23 protein-coding genes and 2 tRNA genes are annotated in these 24,842 nt (G+C 67.4%); 21 read left to right on the forward strand and 4 right to left on the reverse strand.

All coding sequences use genetic code 11. From position 1 onward, the window contains the following. Positions 1 to 120 precede the first annotated feature (120 nt). From nhaR to rimO, 3 genes are all read left to right on the forward strand, one after another. Positions 121 to 1,017 carry a transcriptional activator NhaR gene (nhaR, locus tag ACSQ4M_RS14340; RefSeq protein ID WP_436190172.1) on the forward strand — a complete coding sequence of 299 codons (897 nt, stop codon included), beginning with the start codon at positions 121 to 123 and terminating at the stop codon, positions 1,015 to 1,017. 215 nt (positions 1,018 to 1,232) lie between these two features. Next, complete coding sequence (gene phaR, locus ACSQ4M_RS14345) at positions 1,233 to 1,766, forward strand: polyhydroxyalkanoate synthesis repressor PhaR (RefSeq protein WP_436190173.1); 534 nt, start codon at positions 1,233 to 1,235, stop codon at positions 1,764 to 1,766. Between the two features lie 34 nt (positions 1,767 to 1,800). Further along, positions 1,801 to 3,180 (forward strand): 30S ribosomal protein S12 methylthiotransferase RimO, encoded by a 1,380-nt coding sequence (gene rimO, locus ACSQ4M_RS14350; RefSeq protein WP_436190174.1) that lies wholly within the window; start codon positions 1,801 to 1,803, stop codon positions 3,178 to 3,180. A 127-nt stretch (positions 3,181 to 3,307) separates the two neighbouring features. Here rimO and ACSQ4M_RS14355 read toward each other — a convergent pair. Both ACSQ4M_RS14355 and ACSQ4M_RS14360 read right to left on the reverse strand, forming a co-directional pair. After that, a tRNA-Leu gene (locus tag ACSQ4M_RS14355) sits at positions 3,308 to 3,392 on the reverse strand. Between the two features lie 211 nt (positions 3,393 to 3,603). After that, positions 3,604 to 3,688: transfer RNA gene (locus ACSQ4M_RS14360), tRNA-Leu, on the reverse strand. Positions 3,689 to 3,711: 23 nt separating this feature from the next. On the opposite strand from ACSQ4M_RS14360, the gene rnr reads away from it, so the two are divergent. Continuing rightward, complete coding sequence (rnr, locus tag ACSQ4M_RS14365) at positions 3,712 to 5,961, forward strand: ribonuclease R (RefSeq protein ID WP_436194013.1); 2,250 nt, start codon at positions 3,712 to 3,714, stop codon at positions 5,959 to 5,961. A 44-nt stretch (positions 5,962 to 6,005) separates the two neighbouring features. Continuing rightward, the gene (locus tag ACSQ4M_RS14370) at positions 6,006 to 6,755 is read left to right on the forward strand and encodes an SDR family oxidoreductase (RefSeq protein ID WP_436190175.1); all 750 of its coding nucleotides are present in this window, start codon (positions 6,006 to 6,008) and stop codon (positions 6,753 to 6,755) included. A 3-nt stretch (positions 6,756 to 6,758) separates the two neighbouring features. Here the strand turns inward: ACSQ4M_RS14370 and ACSQ4M_RS14375 are convergent, their stop codons facing one another. Beyond that, positions 6,759 to 8,192 (reverse strand): NAD(P)H-hydrate dehydratase, encoded by a 1,434-nt coding sequence (locus ACSQ4M_RS14375; protein ID WP_436190176.1) that lies wholly within the window; start codon positions 8,190 to 8,192, stop codon positions 6,759 to 6,761. Between the two features lie 28 nt (positions 8,193 to 8,220). Next, on the reverse strand, positions 8,221 to 9,471 hold the full coding sequence (locus tag ACSQ4M_RS14380) for a D-amino acid dehydrogenase (RefSeq protein WP_436190177.1): 1,251 nt from the start codon (positions 9,469 to 9,471) through the stop codon (positions 8,221 to 8,223). A 247-nt stretch (positions 9,472 to 9,718) separates the two neighbouring features. Here ACSQ4M_RS14380 and rpsB point away from each other — a divergent pair, with 247 nt between their 5' ends. From rpsB to ACSQ4M_RS14460, 16 genes are all read left to right on the forward strand, one after another. After that, positions 9,719 to 10,471, forward strand: coding sequence for a 30S ribosomal protein S2 (rpsB, locus tag ACSQ4M_RS14385; RefSeq protein WP_056660433.1), 753 nt, complete (start codon positions 9,719 to 9,721; stop codon positions 10,469 to 10,471). 92 nt (positions 10,472 to 10,563) lie between these two features. Continuing rightward, positions 10,564 to 11,487 carry a translation elongation factor Ts gene (gene tsf, locus ACSQ4M_RS14390; protein WP_436190178.1) on the forward strand — a complete coding sequence of 308 codons (924 nt, stop codon included), beginning with the start codon at positions 10,564 to 10,566 and terminating at the stop codon, positions 11,485 to 11,487. Positions 11,488 to 11,571: 84 nt separating this feature from the next. Further along, complete coding sequence (pyrH, locus tag ACSQ4M_RS14395; RefSeq protein WP_436190179.1) at positions 11,572 to 12,294, forward strand: UMP kinase; 723 nt, start codon at positions 11,572 to 11,574, stop codon at positions 12,292 to 12,294. Positions 12,295 to 12,349: 55 nt separating this feature from the next. After that, positions 12,350 to 12,910 carry a ribosome recycling factor gene (gene frr, locus ACSQ4M_RS14400; RefSeq protein ID WP_436190180.1) on the forward strand — a complete coding sequence of 187 codons (561 nt, stop codon included), beginning with the start codon at positions 12,350 to 12,352 and terminating at the stop codon, positions 12,908 to 12,910. Between the two features lie 31 nt (positions 12,911 to 12,941). After that, entirely contained in the window at positions 12,942 to 13,658 is a 717-nt protein-coding gene (uppS, locus tag ACSQ4M_RS14405; protein ID WP_436190181.1) for a polyprenyl diphosphate synthase, read from the forward strand. Between the two features lie 10 nt (positions 13,659 to 13,668). Continuing rightward, a complete protein-coding gene (locus ACSQ4M_RS14410) occupies positions 13,669 to 14,499 on the forward strand; it encodes a phosphatidate cytidylyltransferase (protein WP_436190182.1) in 831 nt (276 codons plus the stop codon). Next, on the forward strand, positions 14,496 to 15,668 hold the full coding sequence (ispC, locus tag ACSQ4M_RS14415; RefSeq protein ID WP_436190183.1) for a 1-deoxy-D-xylulose-5-phosphate reductoisomerase: 1,173 nt from the start codon (positions 14,496 to 14,498) through the stop codon (positions 15,666 to 15,668). The genes ACSQ4M_RS14410 and ispC overlap by 4 nt, the downstream gene beginning before the upstream one ends. A gap of 10 nt (positions 15,669 to 15,678) precedes the next feature. Next, positions 15,679 to 17,034, forward strand: coding sequence for an RIP metalloprotease RseP (gene rseP / locus ACSQ4M_RS14420; protein ID WP_436190184.1), 1,356 nt, complete (start codon positions 15,679 to 15,681; stop codon positions 17,032 to 17,034). A gap of 58 nt (positions 17,035 to 17,092) precedes the next feature. Beyond that, positions 17,093 to 19,390, forward strand: coding sequence for an outer membrane protein assembly factor BamA (gene bamA, locus ACSQ4M_RS14425; RefSeq protein ID WP_436190185.1), 2,298 nt, complete (start codon positions 17,093 to 17,095; stop codon positions 19,388 to 19,390). Next, positions 19,390 to 19,911 (forward strand): OmpH family outer membrane protein, encoded by a 522-nt coding sequence (locus ACSQ4M_RS14430; RefSeq protein WP_436190186.1) that lies wholly within the window; start codon positions 19,390 to 19,392, stop codon positions 19,909 to 19,911. The genes bamA and ACSQ4M_RS14430 overlap by 1 nt, the downstream gene beginning before the upstream one ends. A gap of 20 nt (positions 19,912 to 19,931) precedes the next feature. Then, on the forward strand, positions 19,932 to 20,915 hold the full coding sequence (lpxD, locus tag ACSQ4M_RS14435) for a UDP-3-O-(3-hydroxymyristoyl)glucosamine N-acyltransferase (RefSeq protein ID WP_436190187.1): 984 nt from the start codon (positions 19,932 to 19,934) through the stop codon (positions 20,913 to 20,915). A 13-nt stretch (positions 20,916 to 20,928) separates the two neighbouring features. Beyond that, a complete protein-coding gene (gene fabZ / locus ACSQ4M_RS14440) occupies positions 20,929 to 21,369 on the forward strand; it encodes a 3-hydroxyacyl-ACP dehydratase FabZ (RefSeq protein ID WP_056660463.1) in 441 nt (146 codons plus the stop codon). Positions 21,370 to 21,385: 16 nt separating this feature from the next. Next, positions 21,386 to 22,174 (forward strand): acyl-ACP--UDP-N-acetylglucosamine O-acyltransferase, encoded by a 789-nt coding sequence (gene lpxA, locus ACSQ4M_RS14445; RefSeq protein WP_436190188.1) that lies wholly within the window; start codon positions 21,386 to 21,388, stop codon positions 22,172 to 22,174. Between the two features lie 32 nt (positions 22,175 to 22,206). Continuing rightward, positions 22,207 to 23,337 (forward strand): lipid-A-disaccharide synthase, encoded by a 1,131-nt coding sequence (gene lpxB, locus ACSQ4M_RS14450; RefSeq protein WP_436194014.1) that lies wholly within the window; start codon positions 22,207 to 22,209, stop codon positions 23,335 to 23,337. Then, complete coding sequence (gene rnhB / locus ACSQ4M_RS14455; RefSeq protein ID WP_436190189.1) at positions 23,309 to 23,950, forward strand: ribonuclease HII; 642 nt, start codon at positions 23,309 to 23,311, stop codon at positions 23,948 to 23,950. Before lpxB ends, rnhB begins: the two co-directional genes overlap by 29 nt. Beyond that, positions 23,947 to 24,711 (forward strand): TrmH family RNA methyltransferase, encoded by a 765-nt coding sequence (locus ACSQ4M_RS14460; RefSeq protein WP_436190190.1) that lies wholly within the window; start codon positions 23,947 to 23,949, stop codon positions 24,709 to 24,711. The genes rnhB and ACSQ4M_RS14460 overlap by 4 nt, the downstream gene beginning before the upstream one ends. Positions 24,712 to 24,842 lie beyond the last annotated feature (131 nt).

Below are 24,842 nucleotides of genomic sequence, written 5' to 3' on the forward strand. Positions count from 1 at the left end.
GGAAAGATGCAACTCTAAAGGTTCGGACACTTCGCGTATATTCGTATTTGAGACAAGAACACTTCGAGAAAAGCGATGGAACCTTCTGAACGGTTGACCCAGCTTTCGGCGGGAGGTTCCATGAACTTCAAGCATTTGCGTTATTTCTGGGTTGTGGCGAAGGCGGGCGGCGTCATGCGCGCTGGCGAGCAGCTGCACACCACGCCGCAGACGCTGTCGGGCCAGATCAAGCTGTTCGAAGACTGGATCGGCCACAAGCTGTTCCGCAAGGTCGGCCGTCGGCTCGAACTGACCGAGCAGGGCCGCGTCGCGCTGGACTATGCCGAGGAGATCTTCGCGCTGGGGGCCGAACTGGAGACCTCGGTGCGACACAAGCGCGGCGAGCGCCGCTCGCTGGACTTTCGCGTGGGTGTGGCCGACGCGGTGGCCAAGTCCGTGGTCTACCAACTGCTGGAGCCGGCCCTGGACGGCCCCGAGCCGGTGAGGCTGATCTGCCACGAGGGCAAGTACGAAGACCTGCTGGCCCAGCTGGCGCTGCACCGCCTGGATTTGTTGATCGCGGACGAGCGCGTCTCGCCCAAGGTCAGCGTGCGCGCCTTCAACCACCTGCTGGGTCGCAGCTCCATGAGCTTCTTCTGCGCCGACAGCCTGCGCGAGCGGCTGGGCGAGAGCTTTCCGCAGTGCCTGGACAACGCGCCCATGCTGGTACAGGGGCCCACGGCCTCGGTGCGGCGCCAGCTCGATCCGTGGCTGGTGCGGCACCGGCTGCGCCCGCGCATCGTCGGTGAGTTCGACGATACGGCGCTCACGAACGCGTTCGGCCGCGAGGGCCGCGGCGTGTTCATGGGGCCGACCGTGCTGGAGGCGCAGATCGCGGCGCAGTACCGCGTCGGCGTGCTGGGCCGCAGCGAAGAGCTGGTCGAGGAGTTCTTTGCGATCTCGGTGGAGCGGCGCATCAGCCATCCGAGCGTGGCCGCGATCACGCATGCCGCGCGCGCCAAGCTGTTCCACGTCTGAAGTGGCGGCGTGCAGACCGGGTGGTGGGAGCGGGCGGAGCATGGCAATGCAGCCTAGGGGCATCGCTCGCCGCGCTCTGTAGGAGTAGGCCGACAAGCCACTGTCGGTGCCCATGCCGACCCGGGCGCCCACCGTCAGGGTTATCCTTGGACGCTTGCCGCAGGGGGCTCTCTAGAATCTGCTGCAGTGCAACGAGCACCAACCCGAGGAACGCAGTGCAGACCAAGAAGCCCAGCGCCGAGAAGCCGGCCCAGCGTGTGATCAAGAAGTATCCGAACCGCCGGCTCTACGACACGGACACTTCGACCTACATCACGTTGTCGGAAGTCAAGAAGCTGGTGATGGGCAGCCAACCGCTGATCGTGCGCGATGCCAAGACCGGTGACGACCTCACGCGCTCCATCCTGTTGCAGATCATCCTGGAAGAGGAGGCCGGCGGCGCACCCCTGTTCACTGAACAAGCGCTGGCCAACATCATCCGCTTCTACGGCAACACCATGCAGAGCTTCATCGGGCCTTACCTCGAGAAGAACATGCAGGCCTTCGTCGACATGCAGGCCAAGATGACGGAGCAGTCCAAGAGCATGTCACCCGAGCTCTGGTCGCAGTTCCTGAGCATGCAGTCGCCCATGATGCAGGGGATGATGGGCAACTACGTCGAGCAGTCCAAGAACGTCTTCGTGCAACTGCAGGAGCAGATGCAGAAGCAGACCGAGCAGTTGCTCGGCTCCCTGGTCGTCAAGCGCTGACGCCCGCCGCCTGCATCGCGGCGACAATAGCGCGATGACAGTTGCAGAAGCACCCACGAGAGTCCCGAAGATCGGGTTCGTGAGCCTCGGATGCCCGAAGGCGCTCACGGACTCCGAACTCATCCTCACGCAGTTGAGCGCAGAGGGCTACCAGACCAGCAAGACCTTCGCAGGCGCCGACCTGGTGATCGTCAACACCTGCGGCTTCATCGACGACGCCGTCAAGGAAAGCCTGGACACCATCGGCGAGGCGCTGGCCGACAACGGCCGCGTGATCGTGACCGGCTGCCTGGGTGCCAAGACCGGGCAGGGCGGCGGCAACATGGTGCGCGAGATGCACCCCAGCGTGCTGGCCGTGACCGGCCCGCACGCGACGCAGGAGGTCATGGATGCCGTCCATGCCAATCTGCCCAAGCCGCACGATCCCTTTGTCGACCTGGTGCCAGCGCAGGGCATCAAGCTCACGCCCAAGCACTACGCCTACCTCAAGATCAGCGAGGGCTGCAACCACCGCTGCACCTTCTGCATCATTCCCTCGATGCGCGGCGACCTGGTGTCGCGGCCGGTGGGCGATGTGCTGAAAGAGGCGCGCGCGCTGTTCGAAGGCGGAGTCAAGGAGTTGTTGGTGATCAGCCAGGACACCTCGGCCTATGGCGTGGACCTCAAGTACCGCACCGGCTTCTGGGACGGCAAGCCGGTCAAGACGCGCATGCTTGAACTCGTGCAGGCGCTCGGCGAACTGGCCGAACCGCACGGCGCCTGGGTGCGGCTGCACTATGTCTATCCCTATCCGAGCGTGGATGACATCCTGCCGCTGATGGCGGCAGGCCGTGTGCTGCCGTACCTGGACGTGCCGCTGCAGCACAGCCATCCCGATGTGCTGCGCCGCATGAAGCGGCCGGCCAGCGGCGAGAAGAACCTGGAGCGCATCCAGCGCTGGCGCGAGATCTGCCCCGAACTTGTGATTCGCAGCACCTTCATCGCCGGCTTCCCGGGCGAGACCGAAGAGGAGTTCGCGCACCTGCTCGACTTCATGCGCGAGGCGCAGATCGACCGTGCAGGCTGCTTCGCCTACAGCCCGGTCGAGGGTGCGACGGCCAACACCATCGCGCCGATGCTGCCGCTGGAATTGCGCGAGGAACGCCGCGCGCGCTTCATGGCGGTGGCCGAAGAGGTCTCGGCTGCACGGCTGCGTCGGCGCATCGGCGCCAGCATGCAGGTGCTGGTGGATTCGGCGCCGGGCCTGGGCCGCAAGGGCGGCAAGGGTCGCAGCTACGCGGATGCGCCCGAGATCGACGGTGTGGTGCACCTGCTGCCGCCCGAGAAGATCAGCAAGACGCTCAAGGTCGGTGAGTTCACGCGTGCCCGCATCGTCGGCACGCAAGGCCACGATCTCGTGGCGGTGCCGGTTTGAGTCTGGTGGCGACGAAGGCCTTTTCCGATGGGGGAGGCTTTTCGTTATCGAGTGGCCAGACAACAAAAAAGCCGCTGATGACTCAGCGGCTTCGTTGCGATCTTTCTGACATGTGCCAACCGATGGTTGGTGCCCAGGAAGGGACTCGAACCCCCACGATGTTACTCGCTAGTACCTGAAACTAGTGCGTCTACCAATTCCGCCACCTGGGCATCTCAGGAAGCCTGCGATTATAGCAAGCGTTTTTTGTCAGTTTTCGATTTCGCGCCCCAACAACCGAAAATTTTTGGTTGGTGCAACTGCGGGTGCGCAATCCCCGTGCGCGAACTCCGCGTGCGCCCCCGTTGTCGTGCGGGCAACAAAAAAGCCGCTGATGACTCAGCGGCTTCGTTGTGATCTTTCTGATGTGTTCCAATCGATGATTGGTGCCCAGGAAGGGACTCGAACCCCCACGATGTTACTCGCTAGTACCTGAAACTAGTGCGTCTACCAATTCCGCCACCTGGGCATTTCAGGAAAGAAAGCGATCATATCATCAAAAATTCAAACTACACAACAAGCCTTCTCGAAGAAGTGGAAGGCACGGTCCAAGGACACCGCGACGGGCACGGCTTCGTGCAGCGCGACGATGGCCAGTCGGACATCTATCTGCCTTCCAACGAGATGCGCGCGGTGCTGCACAAGGACCGCGTCAAGGCGCGCGTGGTGCGCTACGACCGCAAGGGGCGGCCCGAGGGGCGCGTCGTCGAGATCGTCGAGCGGCCGCCGCAGCCCATCATCGGCCGCCTGCTGCAGGAGAGTGGTGTCTGGCTCGTGGCGCCCGAGGACAAGCGCTACGGCCAGGACATCCTGATCCCCAAGGGCGCGACCGGCACGGCCAAGCCAGGCCAGGTCGTCGTCGTCGAACTGACCGAGCCACCCGCGCTGTACGGCCAGCCGGTCGGCCGCGTCAAGGAGGTGCTGGGCGAGGTCGACGACCCTGGCATGGAGATAGAGATCGCGGTGCGCAAGTACGACGTGCCGCATGTGTTCTCGGACGCGTGCATCGCGCTGGCCCGCACGCTGCCCGACAAGGTGCGCCCGCAGGACAAGCGCCAGCGTGTCGACCTGACCGACGTGCCGCTGGTGACCATCGACGGCGAGGACGCACGCGACTTCGACGACGCTGTCTACTGCGAGCCGACCAAGGTGGGCCGCAGCAAGGGCTGGCGACTGCTGGTCGCCATTGCCGATGTGAGCCACTACGTGGAGACCGGCTCGGCCATCGATGTCGACGCCTACGAGCGCGCCACCAGTGTCTACTTCCCGCGCCGCGTGATCCCCATGCTGCCCGAGAAACTGTCCAACGGCCTGTGTTCGCTGAACCCGGAGGTCGAGCGGCTGTGCATGGTCTGCGACATGCTCGTCACCTCCAAGGGCGAAGTCCACGCGTACCAGTTCTACCCCGCCGTCATGTTCAGCCATGCGCGCTTCACCTACACCGAGGTGGCGGCCATCCTGGCCAACACGCGTGGGCCGGAGGCTGTGCGCCGGCGTGCGCTGGTGCCGCAGCTGGAGCATTTGCACGATGTCTACCGTGCGTTGTTGGGCGCACGCGGCAAGCGCGGCGCGGTCGACTTCGACACGGTGGAGACGCAGATCGTCTGCGACGAGAACGGCCGCATCGAGCGCATCGTGCCGCGCACGCGCAACGACGCCCACCGCCTGATCGAAGAGGCCATGCTGGCGGCCAACGTCTGCAGTGCCGACTTCATCGCGCAGAACAAGCGCCCGGGGCTGTTTCGCGTGCACGAGGGCCCCACGCCCGAGAAGAAGGAAACGCTGCGCAACTACCTGAAGGCCGTCGGCGTCGCGCAGACCGTCAGCGACGACCCCAAGCCCGCAGAGTTCCAGGCCATCGCCGAGGCCACCAAGGACCGGCCGGATGCGCAGCAGATCCACACCATGCTGCTGCGCTCCATGCAGCAGGCGATCTACACGCCGACCAACAGTGGCCACTTCGGCCTGGCCTACGAGGCCTACACGCACTTCACGAGCCCGATCCGGCGCTATCCCGATTTGCTGGTCCACCGCGTGATCAAGTCCATCCTGGCGCACAGCCGTTACCAGTTGCCGGCCCTGCCGACGCCTGGCGAGGCCCATGCCAAGCTGGCCAAGCGCCTGCAGAAGAATCAGGGCGCGCGCCTGGGCGACAAGGTGGCCGAGCCAGACCAGCGGCCACGCAAGGTCAGCGCCGAGGTGCAGGCCTGGGAGGCGGCTGGCCTGCATTGCAGCGCCAACGAGCGCCGCGCCGACGAGGCCAGCCGTGACGTGGAGGCCTGGCTCAAGTGCAAGTACATGCGCGAGCACCTGGGCGAGGAGTACGGCGGCATCGTCACGGCCGCCACGAGCTTCGGCATCTTCGTCACGCTGGACGCGATGTACGTCGAGGGCCTGGTGCACATCACCGAACTCGGCGGCGAGTACTTCAAGTTCGACGAGGCGCGGCAGGAGCTGCGCGGCGAGCGCACCGGCATCCGCTATGCCGTCGGCACGCGCGTGCAGGTGCAGGTCAGCCGCGTCGATCTGGACGGCCGCAAGATCGATTTCCGGCTGATCCGCGAAGGCGAGGATCTCGCTGCGCGCGGGCCGAAGGACAAGAGTGCGTCGCGCGAAGGCCGCGAACCGGGGCGCAGGGACGGCCAGCAGCGCCGCGAAGACAGGAGTTCGGGGCTGGCCCAGACGCTCAAGGCCGCTGGCAAGAAGGCCGCGGCGAAGAACAAGGGACGCAGCCGGCGATGAGCCGGGTGCGCTCGAAACAAGCAATGCACAAGAAGGAGATGGAAATGGGTTCGAATGAAAAAGTGGCCATCGTGACCGGCGCGGGCACGGGCATCGGCAAGGCGGCTGCACTGGCACTGGCCGCAGGCGGCTGGCGCGTGGTGCTGGCCGGGCGTCGGCCGGAGCCGCTGGAAGAGGTCAAGTCGGCTGCGGGTAGTGGTGCGCTGGTCGTGCCGACCGACGTGGCCGATGCGGCCTCGGTGGCGGCGCTGTTCGACGCCGCGGTGAAGGCCCATGGCCGCGTGGACCTGCTGTTCAACAACGCCGGCGTCAACGCGCCCGGCGTTCCGCTCGAAGACCTGACGCTGGAGCAGTGGAAGAACGTGGTCGACATCAACCTGACCGGCATGTTCCTGTGCATCCAGCAGGCCTTCCGCGTGATGAAGTCGCAGACGCCGCGCGGCGGGCGCATCATCAACAACGGCTCGATCTCGGCCACCACGCCGCGGCCGAACTCGATCGCTTACACCTCGACCAAGCACGCCGTCCAGGGCCTGACCAAGTCGGCCTCGCTGGACGGACGCAAGTACGACATCGCCGTCGGCCAGATCGACGTGGGCAACGCGGGCACCGAAATGGCCATGCGCATGGCCAAGGGCGTGCCGCAGGCCAATGGCGAGATCGCGGTCGAGCCGCTGATGGACGTCAACATCGTCGGCCAGTCTGTGCTCTACATGGCCAACCTGCCGCTGGAGGCCAACGTGATGTTCCACACCGTCATGGCCACCAAGATGCCGTTCGCCGGCCGCGGCTGAAATTCAGCTTGCGGCGCGGGCCAGCGCCGAGGCCGTGAGCGCCTGGCCCGCGGGCCAGGCGTCGGCCAGGGCGCCGTGCTGGTACACGGCGTGGCAGGCCGCCTCCCAGGCGCAGCTGCCGGCGGCCAGATGCGCCGCCACGAAGCCCGCGAGCACGTCGCCCGTGCCCGCGGTGGCCAGCAGGGCGTTGCCCGTGGGGTTGATGGACGGCGTTCGGCCGGGTGCTGCGACCACCGAACCCGAGCCCTTGAGCACGACAACGGCACCGAAGCGTTCTGCCAGTGCCTGCGCGGCCGCCAGGCGGTCGGCCTGCACGGCGGCGGTGCTGTTGCCCAGCAGCCGGGCGGCTTCGAGCGGGTGGGGAGTCAGCACGGTGGGCTGCTGGCGTCGGCGCAGACCATCCTGCAGGCGCTTGTCGGCGGCCAGCGCATTGAGTGCGTCTGCATCGAGCACGAGCCGGGCCGCTTCGTCCAGGGCCTGTGGCAACCAGGCCGCAACCAGCGGGCCGCCGCCGCAACCACAGGCGAGGGTCAGCCGGGCCAGCGCGAGTTCTGCGGATGCACGCCACATGAGTTCCGGGGCACCGGACGCCAGGTCGGACGCACTGGCGTCCAGCGTTGCGACGTAGACGCGTCCCGCGCCGGCATGCAGCGCAGCCGAACCGGCCAGGACGGCCGCGCCGCGCATGCCGGGTGCGCCGCCCAGCACCGCCACATCGCCGTAGCTGCCCTTGTGGCTCGCGTGCGCACGTGGCCGGGCCGGTGGCGGCCCGGCCAGCGTCGCATTGGCCTGCACAGTGTCGCCCTGCTGCAATGCGTCGAACCAGACCTGGCCCGCCAGGTCGCGGCCCATGCCGGTGAACAGGCATGGCTTGAGCGTCAGCAGGCTCAAGGTGTATTGGGCGCGCACGGCGGGGCCGTCCGCCTGGCCTGTGTCTGCGGCCAGGCCGGTCGGCAGGTCGACGGCCAGCACCGGTGCCGCGCCAGCATTGAGCGCCGCGATGCAGGCGGCCAGATCGCCGGTCGCTGGGCGCGTGTTGCCCAGGCCGAGCAGTGCGTCGATCGCGAGATCCTGGGGTTGCAGCTCCGGCGTGGCCTCGGTGAACGGCACACCGGCGGCGCGTGCGCGCGCCAGCGATGCCGCGGCGTCGGGGGCGAGCCGGCGTTCGTCCCCGAACCAGCGTACGCATGGCTTGCGACCCCAGTGTTGCAGGTGCATGGCCGCCTCCAGCCCGTCGCCACCGTTGTTGCCGGGGCCGCAGGCGATCCAGACCTGCCGCGCGTGCGGTGCCAATGCGAGCGCGAGCCGGGCCGCCGCAAGGCCGGCGCGCTGCATCAGCACATGGGGGCCGGCTGCCGCGATCGCGCGGGCTTCGAGTTGCCGCGTGGTGGCGCTGCCGTGCAGCGGCCAGGCGCGGTCGAGGGTGATGGGGCGCATGCCGCCCATTGTGCGGCGCGCCACGGCCCTAACGGCGCAGGCGCTCGATGCCCAGGCCTTCGGTGTCGACGGCGGGCGTACGCCCCGCGATCTGGTCGGCCAGCACGCGCGCGCTGCCGCAACTCAGTGCCCAGCCGCTGGATCCGTGGCCCAGGTTCAGCCAGACCCCCGGGATGCCGCTGGCCCCGAGCACCGGGGGGCCGTCCGGCAACATCGGCCGCGCGCCCTTCCAGGCCTGCACGCCGGCCTGCATGCTGGCTGCGCCCGGGAACCAGTCGTGCAGCACCTTGTAGAGCGTCTGCACCGCGGCTTCGCGGTGCAGGTCCGGTCTGCCGCCGATCTCGGCGCTGCCGGCCACGCGCACGCGCTGGCCGAGCCGGGAGATCGCGACCTTGTAGCGCTCGTCCATCACGGCGCTGCGCGGTGCGTTCAGCGCCTCGCGGATGGTGGCCGTGATGGAGTAGCCATACACCGCCGCCAGCGGCAGGCGCAGGCCCAGCGGGCGCAGCAACTGCGCGGAGCCGAGGCCGGCGCAACAGACCAGCGCGTCGAAGCTGCGCGCCGTGCCATCGGCCAGCCGCAGCGTGACAGGCGGCCCCGCCTCGACGCGCGCAATGGCGCGGCCGAACTGGAAGTCGACACCAAGGCCCTGCGCCTCGGCCTTCAGCAGCATGCAGAACTGCCGGCAGTTGCCGACCTTGTCGTCGGGCAACTGGATCGCACCGTGGAAGTCCATGTCCGGGCTCAGCGCGGGCTCGACCTGGCGCGCCGCCGTCGCGTCCAGCCGCGCGAAGCGCACGCCGGCGTCCTGCAGCACCTGCAGGCCGGGCTCGACCAGCCGGGCGTCCTGCTCGGAGCGCAGCAACACCATGTAGCCGTCGCTGCGGTCGTAGGACAGGCGCAGGTCCTGGGTCAGTTGGTGCAGCAGGTCGCGGCTGTAGAAGGCCAGCCGCTGCATGCGGGCGCGGTTGGCGAGGTAGGTGTCCAGCTTGCAGGCGCGCAGCCAGCGCGCCATCCAGGCCAGGTCGCGCGTGCCAAGGGGCCAACCCAGCTTGATCGGCGCATGGCGCTTCAAGAGATAGCGCGCGACCTTGCCGGGCATGCCCGGCGCGGCCCAGGGCGTTACGTAGCCCGGGGCGACCACGCCGGCGTTGGCGAAGCTGGTCTCGGCCGCCGCGGCGGCGTGGCGCTCGAAGACGGTGACCTGGTGGCCGTCCGCGGCCAGCTCGTAGGCCGTGGTGATGCCGACGACGCCGGCACCGATGATGGCAATGTGCATGGGGAGGGGGCGCCAATTGGTGGGCCCGTGATGTGCTAGACTCTTTGGGTTTTGCGGAGTGGTCCGGCTTGCCGGCGCCGCGCGTTCAGTTAGGTAACTTGGTGAAGTTAGTTAACTTGTAACCGCAAGACAAATCGCAAACCCGCCCACATCAAGGTGTTGCGCCTGCATCGATCGCCCGATTCAAGACGGGCTGGCATGGCGCAAAACGGGCGGGATTTTAGACCCAACCTTTGGAGTGATTTCAATGTCCGTCACCATGCGCGAAATGCTGGAAGCCGGTGTCCATTTCGGCCACCAAACCCGCTTCTGGAACCCCAAGATGGCCCCGTTCATCTTCGGCCATCGCAACAAGATCCACATCATCAACCTGGAAAAGTCGCTGCCGATGTTCCAGGAGGCGGCCAAGTTCGCCAAGCAGCTGACCGCCAACGGCGGCACCATCCTGATGGTCGCCACGAAGCGCCAGGCCCGTGAAATCGTGGCCGAGGAGGCCCGCCGCGCCGGCGTGCCCTTCGTCGATCAGCGCTGGCTGGGTGGCATGCTGACCAATTTCAAGACGGTCAAGACCTCGCTCAAGCGCCTGAAGGACATGAAGGCCCAGCAGGAAGGCGGCCTGGACAGCATGAGCAAGAAGGAGCAGCTCATGTTCGCTCGCGAGATGGCCAAGCTCGAACGCGACATCGGCGGCATCCAGGAAATGGGTGCGCTGCCCGATGCGATCTTCGTGATCGACGTGGGCTTCCACAAGATTGCGGTCGCCGAAGCCCGCAAGCTGGGCATTCCGCTGGTCGGCGTGGTGGACTCCAACCACTCGCCCCAGGGCATCGACTACGTGATCCCCGGCAACGACGACTCGGCCAAGGCCGTGGCGCTGTACGCCCGTGGCATCGCCGATGCGATCATCGAGGGCCGCAACAGTGCGGGCGCCGATGTCGTCAAGACGGTGGCTGCCGGTGAGAGCAGCGACGAATTCGTCGAGGTCAACGAGGCCGCCTGAGCCTGACCCACGCGCGGCATCCCGCGCGATCAAAGTGGGGCTGCATGGCCCCCTTTTTTTTAGTTCCTTGAATTCGAGATGGAGATCTGAACATGGCTGCTATCACCGCAAGCATGGTTGCTGAACTGCGTGGCAAGACCGACGCACCGATGATGGAATGCAAGAAGGCGCTGACCGAAGCCGCCGGCGACATGGCCAAGGCCGAAGAGTTGCTGCGCGTCAAGCTGGGCAGCAAGGCCGGCAAGGCCGCTTCGCGCGTGACCGCCGAAGGCGTGGTCGCCAGCGCGATCAACGGCAATGTGGGCGCCCTGATCGAAGTGAACTGCGAAACCGACTTCGTCACCAAGAACGACAGCTTCCTGGCACTGACGCAGGCCGCGGCCAACCTGGTCGCCGAGCACAACCCCGCCGACATCGCGGCACTGGGTGCGCTGGCCTATGCGCAAGACGGCTTCGGCCCCACGCTGGAAGACGTGCGCAAGGGCCTGATCGGCAAGATCGGCGAGAACATGAGCTTCCGCCGCTTCAAGCGCTACGCCAACGGCGGCAAGCTGGCAGGTTACCTGCACGGCACCCGCATCGGCGTGCTGGTCGAGTACGAAGGCAGCGAAGCCGCTGCCAAGGATGTCGCCATGCATGTGGCCGCCATGAAGCCGGTCTCGCTGTCGTCCGCCGAAGTGCCGGCCGAACTGGTCGAGAAGGAGCGTTCGGTCGCCGCGGCCAAGGCCGAGGAAGACAAGAAGGCTGCCGAAGCCGCCGGCAAGCCGGTACAGTCGGCCGACATCGTCGCCAAGCGCATCGAAGGCGGTGTGCAGAAGTTCCTCAAGGAAGTCTCGCTGTACAACCAGCCCTTCGTGAAGAACGACAAGCAGACCGTCGAGCAGATGCTCAAGGCCGCCGAAACGCAGGTCAAGTCGTTCACGCTGTACGTGGTCGGCGAAGGCATCGAGAAGAAGGTCGACGACTTCGCGGCCGAAGTGGCGGCGCAGGTCGCTGCTGCCAAGACCGGCGCCTGAGCGCGCCATGCGGGCCCGGCGTCTGAACTGTCGTCGGCCCGCGCTACCATTGCCCCCCATTTGCACCACCTGAAGGAATTGCCCATGCCCACTCCCGCGCCAGCCCACAAGCGCATCTTGTTGAAGCTGTCGGGAGAGGCCCTGATGGGAGACGATGCCTTCGGCATCAACCGTGCCACCATCGTGCGCATGGTCGAGGAGGTGGCCGAGATCACGCGCCTGGGTGTCCAGGTCGCCGTGGTGATCGGCGGGGGCAACATCTTCCGCGGCGTGGCGGGCGGCTCCGTCGGCATGGACCGTGCCACGGCCGACTACATGGGCATGCTGGCCACGGTCATGAACTCGCTGGCCCTGGCCGACACCATGGACAAGGCCGGCCTGATCGCCCGCGTGATGTCGGCCATCGCCATCGAGCAGGTGGTCGAGCCCTATGTGCGCCCCAAGGCCTTGCAGTACCTCGAAGAGGGCAAGGTCGTGATCTTCGCCGCCGGCACCGGCAACCCGTTCTTCACCACCGACACCGCAGCCGCGCTGCGTGGTGCCGAGATCGGGGCCGAACTGGTACTCAAGGCGACCAAGGTGGATGGTGTGTACACCGCGGACCCGAAGAAGGACCCGACGGCCACACGCTACACCAGGATTTCGTTCGACGAGGCGATCTCGCAGAATCTGGGCATCATGGACGCCACCGCGTTCGCGCTGTGCCGCGACCAGAAGCTGCCGATCAAGGTGTTCTCGATCTTCAAGCACGGCGCGCTCAAGCGCGTGGTGCTCGGCGAGGACGAGGGCACCCTGGTCTACGCCTGAGGCTGGCAGGGCGGCGCTGCGCCGCTGGCCAGGCCCACAAGAAGCCGGAGAGAGCATGACGATTGCAGACATCAAGAGCGCGGCGGACAGCCGCATGGACCAGTCCCTGGCCTCGCTGAAGAACGCCCTGGCGCGCGTGCGCACGGGCCGCGCCAACCCGGCGCTGCTGGACGTGGTACAGGTCGATTACTACGGCTCCATGGTGCCGATCAGCCAGGTGGCCAACGTGTCGCTGCTGGACGCACGCACCATCAGCGTGCAGCCCTGGGAAAAGGGCATGGGCGCCAAGATCGAGAAGGCCATCCGCGAAAGCGACCTGGGGCTGAACCCAGCGTCCATGGGCGAGCTGATCCGCGTGCCCATGCCCATGATGACCGAGGAGCGCCGCAAGGAACTGACCAAGGTCGTGCGCAGCGAAGGCGAGAACGCCAAGGTCGCGATCCGCAACCTGCGCCGCGACGCCAACGAAGCCGTCAAGAAGCTGGTCAAGGACAAGCTAGCCTCCGAGGACGAGCAAAAGCGTGCCGAAGCCGAGATCCAGAAGGTCACCGACAAGCACATTTCCGACGTCGACCACATCGTGTCGGCCAAGGAGCAGGACCTGCTGGCGGTCTGATGCGCGTGCCGCTTGGTCGTCAGCGGGGGATGTGCGCGTGAGCGTTGTGCCGCACCACATTGCCGTCGTCATGGACGGCAACGGCCGCTGGGCGACGCGCCGCTTCCTGCCGCGCGTGGCCGGCCACCGGCAGGGTGTCGAGTCGCTGCGCCGCTGCGTACAGGCCTGCCTGGACCGCGGCGTGCGCGTGCTGACCGTGTTCGCGTTCTCGTCCGAGAACTGGGACCGGCCGCAGGACGAGGTCTCCGGCCTGATGTCCTTGATGGTCAGCGTGCTGGCCAAGGAAGTGAAACCGCTCAAGGCCAACGGCGTGCAGCTGCGCTTCGTGGGTGCGCTGCATGCGCTGTCCGACAAGGTGCGTGGTGGCCTGGAGCAGGCGGAACGCGAAACCGCAGGCAACCAGCGCTTGGTGCTGAACATCTGCTTCAACTATGGCGGCCGCTGGGACATCGCCCAGGCCGCGCAGCGCCTGGCGGCGGCCGGCGAGGCCATCACCGAAGCCAGCCTGGGCCGCGCCATGGCCTTGGCCCATGTGCCGGACCCGGACCTCGTGATCCGCACGGGTGGCGAATTCCGCATCAGCAACTTCCTGCTCTGGCAGTCGGCCTACTCGGAGTTCGTGTTCAGCGACAAGCTGTGGCCCGAGTTCGACCCCGCGGCACTGGACGACGCCATCGCGGCCTATGGCCGGCGCGAGCGCCGTTTCGGGAAGACCTCCGAGCAAGTCGTCGCCAACCAGGCTGCCTGAGGCCTGCGCCATGCTGCGCACGCGCATCATCACCGCCCTGGTTCTGCTGGCCGTCCTGCTGCCAGCGCTGTTCTACGCCGATCCCACGCCGTTCGGCATTGTCGCCCTCGTGATGATCGCGGCTGCGGCCTGGGAGTGGGGCCGTCTCAACCAGATGGGCCAGGCCGGTGCCTGCGCGCTGGCGCTGGTAGCCGCCGCCCTGTGCGCCGCGATGTGGCAGGTCGGCTGGCTGGTGCGGCCATCGCTCACGCTCTGGACCCTCGCCGGCGGCGCCTGGGTGCTTGCGGCGGTGTTGCTGATCCGCGGCGGTGTGCCGGGCTGGGCACCGATCCCGCGCCTGCTGCGCATCCTTGGTGGGCTGCTGGCACTGTGCCTTGCCTGGCTGGCCGTGGTGCAGGCGCGCGTGATCGGCATCGGTTTCCTGCTCTCCGTGCTGACGCTGGTCTGGATGGCCGACATCGGCGCCTATGCCGCGGGCCGCAGCTTCGGACGCCGCAAGCTGGCGCCGGCGATCAGCCCGGGCAAGAGCTGGGAAGGCGTCTACGGTGGTGCCGTCGGCGTGCTGCTGCTGGCGGCGGGCTGGGTTCTGGTCGACGGCCCGGCGGGCAACAACCTGTTCAGCCGGCTCTGGACCGGCATGCCCTGGCTGATGCCTCTGGCCGTGCTGTTCCTGTGCGCGATGAGCGTGGTTGGCGACCTGGTCGAGTCGCTGATCAAGCGCAGCGCCGGCGTCAAGGACAGCAGCGGGTTGCTGCCCGGCCACGGCGGTGTGCTGGACCGTGTCGATGCACTGCTGCCGACGCTCCCCTTGGCGATGATGTTGTACTGCGTGGTGGCATGAGGCAGCGCCTGAGTATTCTGGGCTCCACGGGTTCCGTGGGCGCCAATACACTGGACGTGGTCGCCCGGCATCCGGAGCGTTTCGAGGTGCTGGCGCTGACGGCCGCGACCCAGGTCGAGGCGATGCTGCAGCAATGCGCGCAGTTCCGTCCACGCTTTGCGGTGATGGCCGATGCCGAGGCGGCGCGCAGACTGCGCGAGCGCATCCATGCCGAGGGCCTGCCGGTCGAGGTCATGGCCGGCGCCGAGGCGATTGCCGAGGTCGCAGCGCACCCGGAGGTGCATGCCGTGATGGCCGCCATCGTCGGCGCGGCGGGCCTGGCGCCCTGTCTGGCGGCGGCGCGCGCGGGCAAGCGCCTGCTGCTGGCCAACAAGGAGGCGCTGGTTGTCGGCGGCCAGGTGTTCCTGGATGCCGTGCAGGCCGGCGGCGCGCTGCTGCTGCCGATCGACAGCGAGCACTCGGCCGTGTTCCAGTCGCTGCCCGAAGACCCCGCCACCTGGAGCCGGCGCATCGAGAAGATCATGCTGACCTCCTCGGGCGGGCCGTTCCGCACGCGCGACCCGGCCACGCTGCGCGAGGTGACGCCCGAGCAGGCCTGCGCGCACCCGAACTTCGCCATGGGCCGCAAGATCTCGGTCGATTCGGCCACCATGATGAACAAGGGGCTGGAGGTCATTGAGGCCAAGTACCTGTTCGGCGTGACGCCCGAGCAGATCGAGGTCGTGATCCATCCGCAGCAGATCATCCATTCGATGGTGCAGTTCCACGACGCCTCGGTCATGGCCCAACTGGGCACGCCCGACATGCGCGTGCCCATCGCCTACGGCCTGTCGTGGCCCGAGCGCATCGAGAGCGGAACGCCGCGGCTGGACTTCGCGCGCATGGCGGCCATGACCTTCGAAGTGCCCGACCTCGCGCGCTTTCCCTGCCTGGCCCTAGCCTGGGCGGCCCTGCGGGCGCCCGCAGGCACCTGCGCGGTGCTGAACGCCGCCAACGAGGTGGCGGTGGCCGCCTTCCTGGACGGGCGCATCCGCTTCGACCAGATCCACCAGCTCAACCATGCAACTTTGGAGGGCCTGGCCCCCTCCAAGCCCGGTTCGCTGGCAGACCTGCTGGCGCTCGATGCGCTGGCGCGCGAACACGCGCACGGGCACATCGCCCGGCTTTGAAAGGATCTCCATGCTGACCGTCGTGGCCTTCATCGTTGCACTGGGCCTGCTGATCGCGGTGCACGAGTACGGCCACTACCGCGTGGCCGTGGCCTGCGGCGTCAAGGTCGAGCGCTTCTCCATCGGCTTCGGCAAGGTGCTGTGGCGCTGGCAGCCCAAGGGCTCGCCGACCGAGTTCGTGATCGGTGCCTTCCCGCTGGGCGGCTACGTCAAGATGCTGGACGAGCGTGAAGGCCCGGTCGATCCGGCCGAGCGCCACCGCGCCTTCAACACCCAGACCGTGGGCAAGCGCGCCGCCATCGTCGCCGCCGGCCCCGTCGCCAACCTGCTGCTGGCCGTGCTGCTCTATGCGCTGGTCAACTGGAGCGGCGTGCAGGAGCCGCAGGCCGTGCTGGCCAGCCCGGTGCCAGCCTCCATGGCCGAGCAGGCTGGCGTGCGCGGCGGCGAGCGCGTGTTGCGCGGTGCCTGGGACGGCGACACGCTGCAGCCGCTGCGCTCGTTCGAGGAACTGCGCTGGCTGCTGACACGCGGCGCGTTGGACGGGCACGATGTGCGGCTCGAACTCGACGCGCAGGGCGCGACGCGCGAACTCGTGCTGCCGCTGGCGCAGATGGGCGTGCGCGAGGCCGATGCCCAGCTGTTCCGGCGCATCGGCATCGTCTCGCCCTGGACCCAACCCGTCATCGGCGAGGTCGTTGCCGACGGCGCCGGAGCCAAGGCCGGCCTGCAAAGCGGCGACGTGGTGCTGGCCATCGGCAGCACGCCCATCGTTGACGGACCGCAGTTGCGCGAGACCATCCGCGCCTCGGTGCGCGGCGAGGAACCGCTCACGCAGCGCTGGCGCATCGAACGTGCCGGCCAGCGCCAGGACATCGAGGTCACGCCGCAGGCCCTGCGCGAGGGCGAGACCTGGATCGGCCGCATCGGCGCCATGGTCGGCGCGCCGCCGGCCATGGTCACGGTGCGCCATGGTCCGATCGACGGCCTGTGGAACGGGGTGGTGCGGACCTGGGAGGTGTCGGCCCTCACGCTGCGCATGATGGGCCGCATGGTCATCGGCGAAGCCTCCCTCAAGAACCTCAGTGGCCCACTCACGATCGCCGACTACGCGGGCAAGTCCGCCAGCCTGGGATTGACGCAATACCTGGTGTTCTTGGCCCTGATCAGCGTGAGCCTGGGGGTGCTAAACCTGCTGCCGCTCCCGGTCTTGGATGGGGGTCACCTGATGTATTATCTTTGGGAGGCCGTGACCGGCAAAGGCGTGTCGGATGCATGGATGGAACGCATGCAGCGCACCGGGGTCGCCTTGCTGCTCGTGATGATGTCCATCGCCTTGTTCAACGACGTGACACGAATCTTCGGCTGACCCGGCAGCGCGGTTGGCCGCGTAGCCCGGCCAGCGCCGTCGGCTCTCCTTCTTATCCATGAAACATTCCATCCATCGCTTTCGCATGCGCGCACTGACCACGGCCCTGGGCCTGATGTTGGTGGCTAACCAGGCTTGGGCGGTCGACCCATTCAAGGTGCGTGACATCCGCATCGAAGGCTTGCAACGCGTTGAGCCCGGCACCGTGTTCGCATCGTTGCCGCTGCGGGTGGGCGACACGTATTCCGACGAGATGGGGGCCTCGGCGATCCGTTCCCTGTTCGGGCTGGGCCTGTTCACCGACATCCGCATCGAGGTCAATGGCGACGTGCTGGTGGTGGTGGTCGAGGAGCGCCCCACGGTGGCCGACGTCACCTTCGCCGGTACTAAGGAGTTCGAGCAGGATGCCCTGAAGAAGGCCCTGCGCGACATCGGCCTGACCGAAGGCCGGCCGTTCGACAAGGCACTGGCCGACCGTGCCGAGCAGGAACTCAAGCGCCAGTACATCAACCGCAGCCTGTACGGCGCGCAGGTCGTCACCACGGTCACGCCGATCGAGCGCAACCGTGTGAACCTGACGTTCACAGTGACCGAAGGCGATCCGGCCAAGATCAAGGAAATCCGTATCGTCGGCAACAAGGCCTTCAGCGAAGGCACGCTGCGCGACCTGTTCGAGCTCGACACCGGTGGCTGGCTCAGCTGGTACACCAAGTCCGACCGCTACTCGCGCGCCAAGCTCAATGCTGACATCGAGACGCTGCGCTCGTACTACCTGTCGCGCGGCTACCTGGAGTTCCAGGTCGAGTCGACCCAGGTGGCGATCTCGCCCGACAAGGAAGACATCGCCATCGTGCTCAACATCACCGAGGGTGAGCGCTACGTGGTGTCCAGCGTCAAGCTGGAGGGCAACTACCTGGGCCGCGACGACGAGTTCAAGTCGCTGATCACGATCCGCCCGGGCGAGGCCTACAACGCCGACCGCGTGGCCGAGACCACCAAGTCCTTCCGCGACAACTTCGGCAACTACGGCTTTGCCTTCGCCAACGTGGAGGCACGGCCCGACATCGACCGCAGCAACAACAGCGTGGCCCTCTTGCTGACGGCCGAGCCCTCGCGGCGCGCCTACGTGCGCCGCGTCAACGTGGTCGGCAACACGCGCACGCGCGACGAAGTCATCCGCCGCGAATTCCGCCAGTTCGAATCGTCCTGGTACGACGGCAACAAGATCCGTTTGTCGCGCGACCGGGTCGACCGCCTGGGCTACTTCACCGAAGTCAACATGGAGACCCTGGAGGTGCCGGGCGTGCCGGACCAGGTCGACCTGCAGGTCACCGTGGCCGAGAAGCCCACCGGCAGCCTCACCATGGGTGCCGGCTTCTCCAGCGCCGAGAAGCTCGCGCTGTCCTTCGGCATCAAGCAGGAAAACGCCTTCGGTTCGGGCAACTACCTGGGCCTGGACATCAACACCAGCAAGTACAACCGCGCCATCGTGCTGAACACGGTCGACCCGTACTTCACGACCGACGGTGTGTCCCTGTCCCTGGACCTGTTCCACCGCAACTCGCGGCCCTACAACGACCAGGGCGGCAACTACCAGCTGGAGACCACGGGTGCGGGCGTGCGCTTCGGGGTGCCATTCAGCGAGGTCGACACGGTCTACTTCGGCGGGACGCTGGAGCGCACGACCATCAAGCCCGGTACCAACATCCCGGCGGCCTACCTCGCCTATGGCGAAAAGTTCGGATACACCAGTTACTCGGTCCCACTGTCTGTCGGTTGGCAGCGCGACAGCCGCGACAGCACGCTGGTGCCGACCAACGGCACGCTGAACAAGGTCAATGCCGAGGTCGGCCTGTTCGGCGACACACGCTATGTGCGCAGCAGCTACCAGTACCAGCAGTTCGTCCCCCTGAACAAGCAGTACACGCTGGCCTTCAACGGCGAGCTGGGCTACGGCAAGGGCTTGTCGGGGCGGCCCTTCCCGGTGTTCAAGAACTTCTACTCGGGTGGTCTGGGGTCGGTGCGCGGTTTCGAGCAGGGCACGTTGGGTCCGCGCGACGTGACCGGCTCCGTCATCGGCGGCAGCAAGAAGGTCACGCTGAACGCCGAGATCCTGACGCCATTCCCTGGCGCCGGAAACGACCGCACGCTGCGCATGTACGGCTTTGTCGACGTGGGCAACGTGTACGGCGAGGACGACAAGTTCGAGCTCAGCAGCATGCGCGCCTCCGTCGGCGTGGGCGTGAGCTGGATTTCCCCTGTCGGTCCGTTGCGCTTGGCACTCGCCAACCCGGTGCGCAAGTTCGCGGGCGATAGAATCCAAAAACTGCAATTCCAGATAGGTACGTCGTTTTGATGAAGACTTTTTTGCGTCCGTTCGGAGCCGCCCTGTTGCTGGGGCTGGCGGCACTGGCAGCCCAAGCGCAGGCTGAAGACTTCCGGATCGGGTTTGTCAACATCGACCGTCTGCTTCGCGAAGCCAATCCGGCCAAGGTCGGACAGGGCAAGCTGGAGGCCGAGTTCTCCAAGCGCGAGAAGGACTTGATGGATGCCGGCAATGTGCTCAAGGCCGCCTCGGAGAAGTTCGAGCGCGAGGCCCCGACCCTGGCCGAGAGCCAGCGCACGGCACGCCAGCGCCAGCTGACCGAGCAGGACCGTGACTTCCAGCGCAAGCGCCGTGAGTTCCAGGAAGACCTGAACCTGCGCAAGAACGAAGAGCTGCAGCAGGTCATCGACAAGGCCAACCGCATCATCAAGCAGGTCGCCGAGACCGAGAAGTACGACGCCATCCTGCAGGAGGCCGCGTACATCAATCCCAAGCACGACATCACCGACAAAGTCATCAAGGCTTTGAACGCGGCCAACCCCACCAAGTGAGCGGGACTTGCCGACCTGACGTGGCTCTGGACCTTGGCGCGATCGTCGATGCGCTGGGTGGGGAGCTGCACGGCGAGCGCTCCGTGGCCATCGAAGGCCTGGCACCGCTGGCCTCGGCCGGTACGGGGCAGATCACCTTTCTGAGCAACTCCAAGCTGGTGGCGCAACTGGCACCCAGCCAGGCCGCCTGCGTGATCGTGGGCCCGGCCCTGCGCGAGCAGGCCCAGGCGCGCGGTGCCTGCATCGTTGCCGACGATCCTTACCTGTACTACGCGCGGCTGACGCAGCTGTGGAAGCGCACGCAAGTGCCCGCGCGTCCCACAGGCGTGCATGCCAGTGCCGTGGTCGACCCCGAGGCCGAGGTGCATCCCAGCGCCTGGATCGGCCCGCTGTGTGTGGTCGAGCGCGGTGCGCGCATCGGTGCCGGTACGGTGCTGACCTCGCGCGTCACGGTGGGTGAGCGCTGCAGCATCGGCGAGCGCTGCACCATCCAGCCCGGTGCGGTGATCGGTGCCGACGGCTTCGGCTTCGCGCCGAATGCCGGCCGCTGGGAAAAGATCGAACAACTGGGCGCGGTGCGCATCGGCAACGATGTGGACATCGGCGCCAACACCTGCATCGACCGTGGCGCCCTGGGCGATACCGTGATCGAGGACGGTGTCAAGCTCGACAACCTGATCCAGATTGCGCACAACGTGCGCATCGGCAGGCATTCGGCCATCGCCGGCAGCGCCGCGATTGCCGGCAGCACCACGGTCGGCGAGCACTGCACCATCGGCGGTGCGGCCAAAATCACCGGCCACGCCACCATCGTCGACCACGTGCACATCGGTGGCGGCGCCTCGGTCACGGGCAGCATCCGCAAGGCAGGCGCCTATGGCGGCGTTTACCCGCTGGACGAGTTCGGTAAGTGGGAGAAGTCCGCGGCGACGCTGCGTCAGCTGCCAAGCCTGCGCGAGCGCCTGCGTGCGCTGGAGCGCCGCTTACCCGCCCGTGACGAATAGAGAAGACGACGACATGATGGACATCCACCAAATCCTCAAGAAGCTGCCGCACCGCTATCCCATCCTGCTGGTGGACCGTGTGCTGTCGATCGAGAAGGACGTGCGCATCAAGGCGCTCAAGAACGTATCGATCAACGAGCCGTACTTCGTCGGCCATTTTCCGAACCGTCCGGTGATGCCGGGTGTCCTGATGCTCGAGGCCATGGCGCAGGCCGCCGCGCTGCTGTCCTTCGCCAGCAGTGGCAAGGACTTGGACGACAACACGGTCTACTACTTCGCCGGCATCGACGCGGCACGGTTCAAGCGCCCCGTGGAACCGGGCGACCAGCTGGTCCTGGACGTGGAACTGCTGCGCCAGAAGGCCGGCATCTACAAGTTCAAAGGCACGGCCAGCGTGGGCGAGACCATCGCCTGCGAGGCCGAGCTGATGTGCACCATGCGCAAGGTGGCCTGAGCGGGGAACCTGCCACATGGCCCATGTCCACCCCAGTGCCATCGTCGATCCGGCGGCCGAGCTCGACGCGTCGGTCCGGGTCGGTGCGTTCAGTTTGATCGGCCCGCATGTGCGCATCGGCGCCGGCACCGAGGTCGGCCCGCACTGCGTGATCGAGGGGCACACCACCATCGGGCGCGACAACCGGATCTTCCAGTTCGCCTCGCTGGGTGCCGTGCCGCAGGACAAGAAGTACGCGGGCGAGCCGACCGAACTTGTGGTCGGCGACCGCAACGTCGTTCGCGAGTTCTGCACCTTCAACCTGGGCACCGTGCAGGACGCCGGTATCACGCGCATCGGCAGCGACAACTGGATCATGGCCTACGTGCACATCGCGCACGACTGCCAGGTCGGCAACCACGCCACCATGGCCAACAACGCCACGCTGGCTGGCCATGTGCAGGTGGGCGACCATGTCACCATCGGTGGGCTGACCGGTGTGCTGCAGCGCATGCGCATCGGCGACCACGCAATGATCGGCTTCGCCAGCCATGTGAACAAGGATGTGCCGCCCTTCCTCGTGGTCGACGGCAATCCGCTGCAGGTGCGCAGCGTGAACCTGGTCGGCCTGCGCCGGCGCGACTTTTCCGCCGACCGCCAGACCGCGGTGCGCGAGATGCACAAGCTGCTCTACCGCCAGGGCAAGACGCTGGACGAAGCGCTGGCCGGCATCGAGGCATTGACGGCGTCCTACCCCGAGGCGGCGGGCGATGTGGCGAACATGCTGGGCTTTCTGCGCAGCTCCAGCGTCGGCATCGCGCGCTAGCGATGGCTGCGGCTTCGGCGCGGCGCTGCGCGATGGTGGCCGGCGAGGCCTCGGGTGATCTGTTGGCCGGGCTGCTGCTCGACGGGCTGCGGGCCCGCTGGTCGGACATGCAGTCCATGGGCATCGGCGGGCACCAGATGCAGGCGCGCGGCTTTGAGCCGTGGTGGCCGAGCGAGACGCTGGCAGTGCGCGGCTACCTGGAGGTGGTGCCGCACCTGCGCCGGCTGCTGGCGATCCGGCGCGAACTGGGCGACAGGCTGTTGCGCGAGCGGCCCGACATCTTCATCGGCATCGACGCCCCTGATTTCAACTTCGGCCTGGAAGCCCGGCTGCGGACCGCCGGCATTCCCACAGTCCACTTCGTGAGCCCTTCGTTCTGGGCCTGGCGCGCAAAGAAGGTCGAGACGCTCAAGCGCAGCGCCGACCATGTGCTGTGCATCTTTCCGTTCGAACCGGAGTTGCTGGCTGCGCATGGCGTGCCCGCCACGTATGTCGGTCATCCGCTGGCCAGTGTGATCCCGCTGGAGCCGGATCGCGCGGCCGCGCGGCGGCAGCTCGGCTTGGCGGATGAGACCTGCGTGGTCGCCGTGCTGCCGGGCAGCCGTGGTTCGGAGGTTCAGCAGATGGGCGCGCGCTTCTTCGCCGCGGCACGCACGCTGCTGCGCAGCCGGCCGGCCCTGCAGTTCGTGGTGCCGGCCGTGCCATCGCAGGAGGCCGAGATCCGCCGCCTGGCCGATGCCGCCGGCCTGGGCGCGCGCCTGCAGGTCGTGCGCGGCCAATCGCATACCGTGCTGGCGGCCTGCGACGTGGCGCTCGTGGCCAGCGGCACGGCCACGCTGGAGACGGCCTTGTACAAGCGGCCCATGGTCATCGCCTACCACATGAACCGGCTGTCGTACTGGCTCATGCGTGGGCGCAACCTGATGCCCTGGATCGGCCTTCCCAACATCCTGTGCCAGGGCGCCGTGGTGCCAGAGTTGATCCAGGATGCGGCCACGCCGCAGGCGCTGGCCGCGGCGCTGGAGCACTGGTTGCAGGCGCGGGATGCGGCACCGGAGACAATCGCGGCCTTGGAACAACGCTTCACTGCGTTGCATCTGGAATTGCGGCGGGATACGGCACGGTTGGCGAGCGATGCGATCGAAAAACTTCTTGCGGGCTGAACAGCAGGTGCTGGGCTGGGCCGCACCTGGATTGATGGCGGGGGTGGACGAGGCGGGCCGCGGGCCGCTGGCCGGCCCCGTGGTGGCGGCGGCCGTGATCCTGGACGAGCGCCAGCCCATCGAGGGCCTGGCCGATTCCAAGACGCTGACGGCGCCGCGCCGCGAGCGCCTGTACGACGAGATCCGCGCCAAGGCTTTGTGCTGCGCGATTGGCGAGGCCTCGGTCGAGGAGATCGACCGGCTCAACATTCTCAAGGCCACCTTGCTGGCCATGCAGCGCGCCGTGCAGGGCCTGCGCCTGAAGCCTGTGCGCGTGCTCGTGGACGGCAACCAACTGCCCGTGCTCGACATGCTGGCCGAGGCCGTGGTCAAGGGCGACGCGCTGGTGCCTGCCATCTCGGCCGCGTCCATCCTGGCCAAGGTGCACCGCGACCGCTGGTGCGGCCAGATCCACGCGCAGTTCCCGCAGTACGGCTTCGATGCCCACAAGGGCTATGGCACGGCCGCACACCTGGAGGCGCTGCGCCTGCATGGGGCCTGTGCCTGGCACCGCCAGTCTTTCGCACCTGTGCGCGCGGCCGGTGTGCGCGCCGTGACGGTGGAGGCGCCATGAGCCTGCTGGAAATCCGCTCGCGCGAGAACCCGCAGTTCAAGGAACTGCGCCGGCTTGCGCAGGAGAACGGTGCCTACCGGCGCCAGGGCCGCATCTGGATCGAGGGCGAGCACCTGTGCCGCGCAGCGCTGGCACGCGGCTGGCAGCCCGCGCAACTGGTGATGTCCGAGCAGGCCGAGGCCATGGCCACAGCCCTGGGCCTGGATGCCAGCGTGCCACGCCTGCTGCTGGCCGATGCACTGTGGGGCCAGCTCAGCGGGTTGGGCTCGCCGGCCGGTTTCGCCTGCGTGCTCGCGCTGCCACCCACGCCGGCGCTGGATCCGCTGGCCGCCACCGTGGTGCTCGACCGGCTGCAGGACGCCGGCAACGTCGGCTCCGTCCTGCGCAGCGCGGGTGCTTTCGGTTTTCGCCAGGTGTTGGCGCTGGTCGGCACGGCCGCGCTGTGGTCGCCCAAGGTGTTGCGCGCCGGCATGGGCGCCCATTTCGGCCTGCGCCTGATCGAGGCGGCCGGCGAGGAGGCGGTGGCTGCGCTGCAGGTGCCGCTGGTGGCCACCAGTTCGCACCAGGGCGAGTGGCTGCATGCGGCCGCGCCGCCCTATCCCTGTGCCTGGCTCATGGGCCACGAAGGGCAGGGCGTGTCGCCGGCACTGCAGGCGCGCGCCGGCCTGCACATCCGCATCGCCCAGCCGGGCGGTGAAGAGTCGCTCAACGTGGCGGCGGCGGCCGCCATTTGCCTGCACGCGAGCGCGCCACGGCCCTGAGCGCCGGTTGGCCTATGGGCCTAGGGTAAATCCCAGGTTTGCACCCAGGAACAGCTCCCTTGCTGGCAGGCGCGCTGGCGGCCCGCGCTACAATCGTGGGCTTTTCGCAATCGCGTCGCCGGCCGCATCCA

The sequence above is a fragment of the Pseudorhodoferax sp. LjRoot39 genome, assembly GCF_964253035.1.
Lineage (GTDB): Bacteria > Pseudomonadota > Gammaproteobacteria > Burkholderiales > Burkholderiaceae_C > Pseudorhodoferax.

Bases quoted from the DNA above. Each gene is read 5' to 3' on its own strand.
- nhaR (WP_436190172.1), top strand. From the start codon at position 121: ATGAACTTCAAGCATTTGCGTTATTTCTGGGTTGTGGCGAAGGCGGGC.
- rimO (WP_436190174.1), top strand. From the start codon at position 1,801: ATGACAGTTGCAGAAGCACCCACGAGAGTCCCGAAGATCGGGTTCGTG.
- ACSQ4M_RS14370 (WP_436190175.1), top strand. From the start codon at position 6,006: ATGGGTTCGAATGAAAAAGTGGCCATCGTGACCGGCGCGGGCACGGGC.
- ACSQ4M_RS14375 (WP_436190176.1), bottom strand. From the start codon at position 8,192: ATGCGCCCCATCACCCTCGACCGCGCCTGGCCGCTGCACGGCAGCGCC.
- ACSQ4M_RS14380 (WP_436190177.1), bottom strand. From the start codon at position 9,471: ATGCACATTGCCATCATCGGTGCCGGCGTCGTCGGCATCACCACGGCC.
- rpsB (WP_056660433.1), top strand. From the start codon at position 9,719: ATGTCCGTCACCATGCGCGAAATGCTGGAAGCCGGTGTCCATTTCGGC.
- tsf (WP_436190178.1), top strand. From the start codon at position 10,564: ATGGCTGCTATCACCGCAAGCATGGTTGCTGAACTGCGTGGCAAGACC.
- pyrH (WP_436190179.1), top strand. From the start codon at position 11,572: ATGCCCACTCCCGCGCCAGCCCACAAGCGCATCTTGTTGAAGCTGTCG.
- frr (WP_436190180.1), top strand. From the start codon at position 12,350: ATGACGATTGCAGACATCAAGAGCGCGGCGGACAGCCGCATGGACCAG.
- ACSQ4M_RS14410 (WP_436190182.1), top strand. From the start codon at position 13,669: ATGCTGCGCACGCGCATCATCACCGCCCTGGTTCTGCTGGCCGTCCTG.
- ispC (WP_436190183.1), top strand. From the start codon at position 14,496: ATGAGGCAGCGCCTGAGTATTCTGGGCTCCACGGGTTCCGTGGGCGCC.
- rseP (WP_436190184.1), top strand. From the start codon at position 15,679: ATGCTGACCGTCGTGGCCTTCATCGTTGCACTGGGCCTGCTGATCGCG.
- bamA (WP_436190185.1), top strand. From the start codon at position 17,093: ATGAAACATTCCATCCATCGCTTTCGCATGCGCGCACTGACCACGGCC.
- ACSQ4M_RS14430 (WP_436190186.1), top strand. From the start codon at position 19,390: ATGAAGACTTTTTTGCGTCCGTTCGGAGCCGCCCTGTTGCTGGGGCTG.
- fabZ (WP_056660463.1), top strand. From the start codon at position 20,929: ATGATGGACATCCACCAAATCCTCAAGAAGCTGCCGCACCGCTATCCC.
- lpxA (WP_436190188.1), top strand. From the start codon at position 21,386: ATGGCCCATGTCCACCCCAGTGCCATCGTCGATCCGGCGGCCGAGCTC.
- lpxB (WP_436194014.1), top strand. From the start codon at position 22,207: ATGGTGGCCGGCGAGGCCTCGGGTGATCTGTTGGCCGGGCTGCTGCTC.
- rnhB (WP_436190189.1), top strand. From the start codon at position 23,309: ATGCGATCGAAAAACTTCTTGCGGGCTGAACAGCAGGTGCTGGGCTGG.
- ACSQ4M_RS14460 (WP_436190190.1), top strand. From the start codon at position 23,947: ATGAGCCTGCTGGAAATCCGCTCGCGCGAGAACCCGCAGTTCAAGGAA.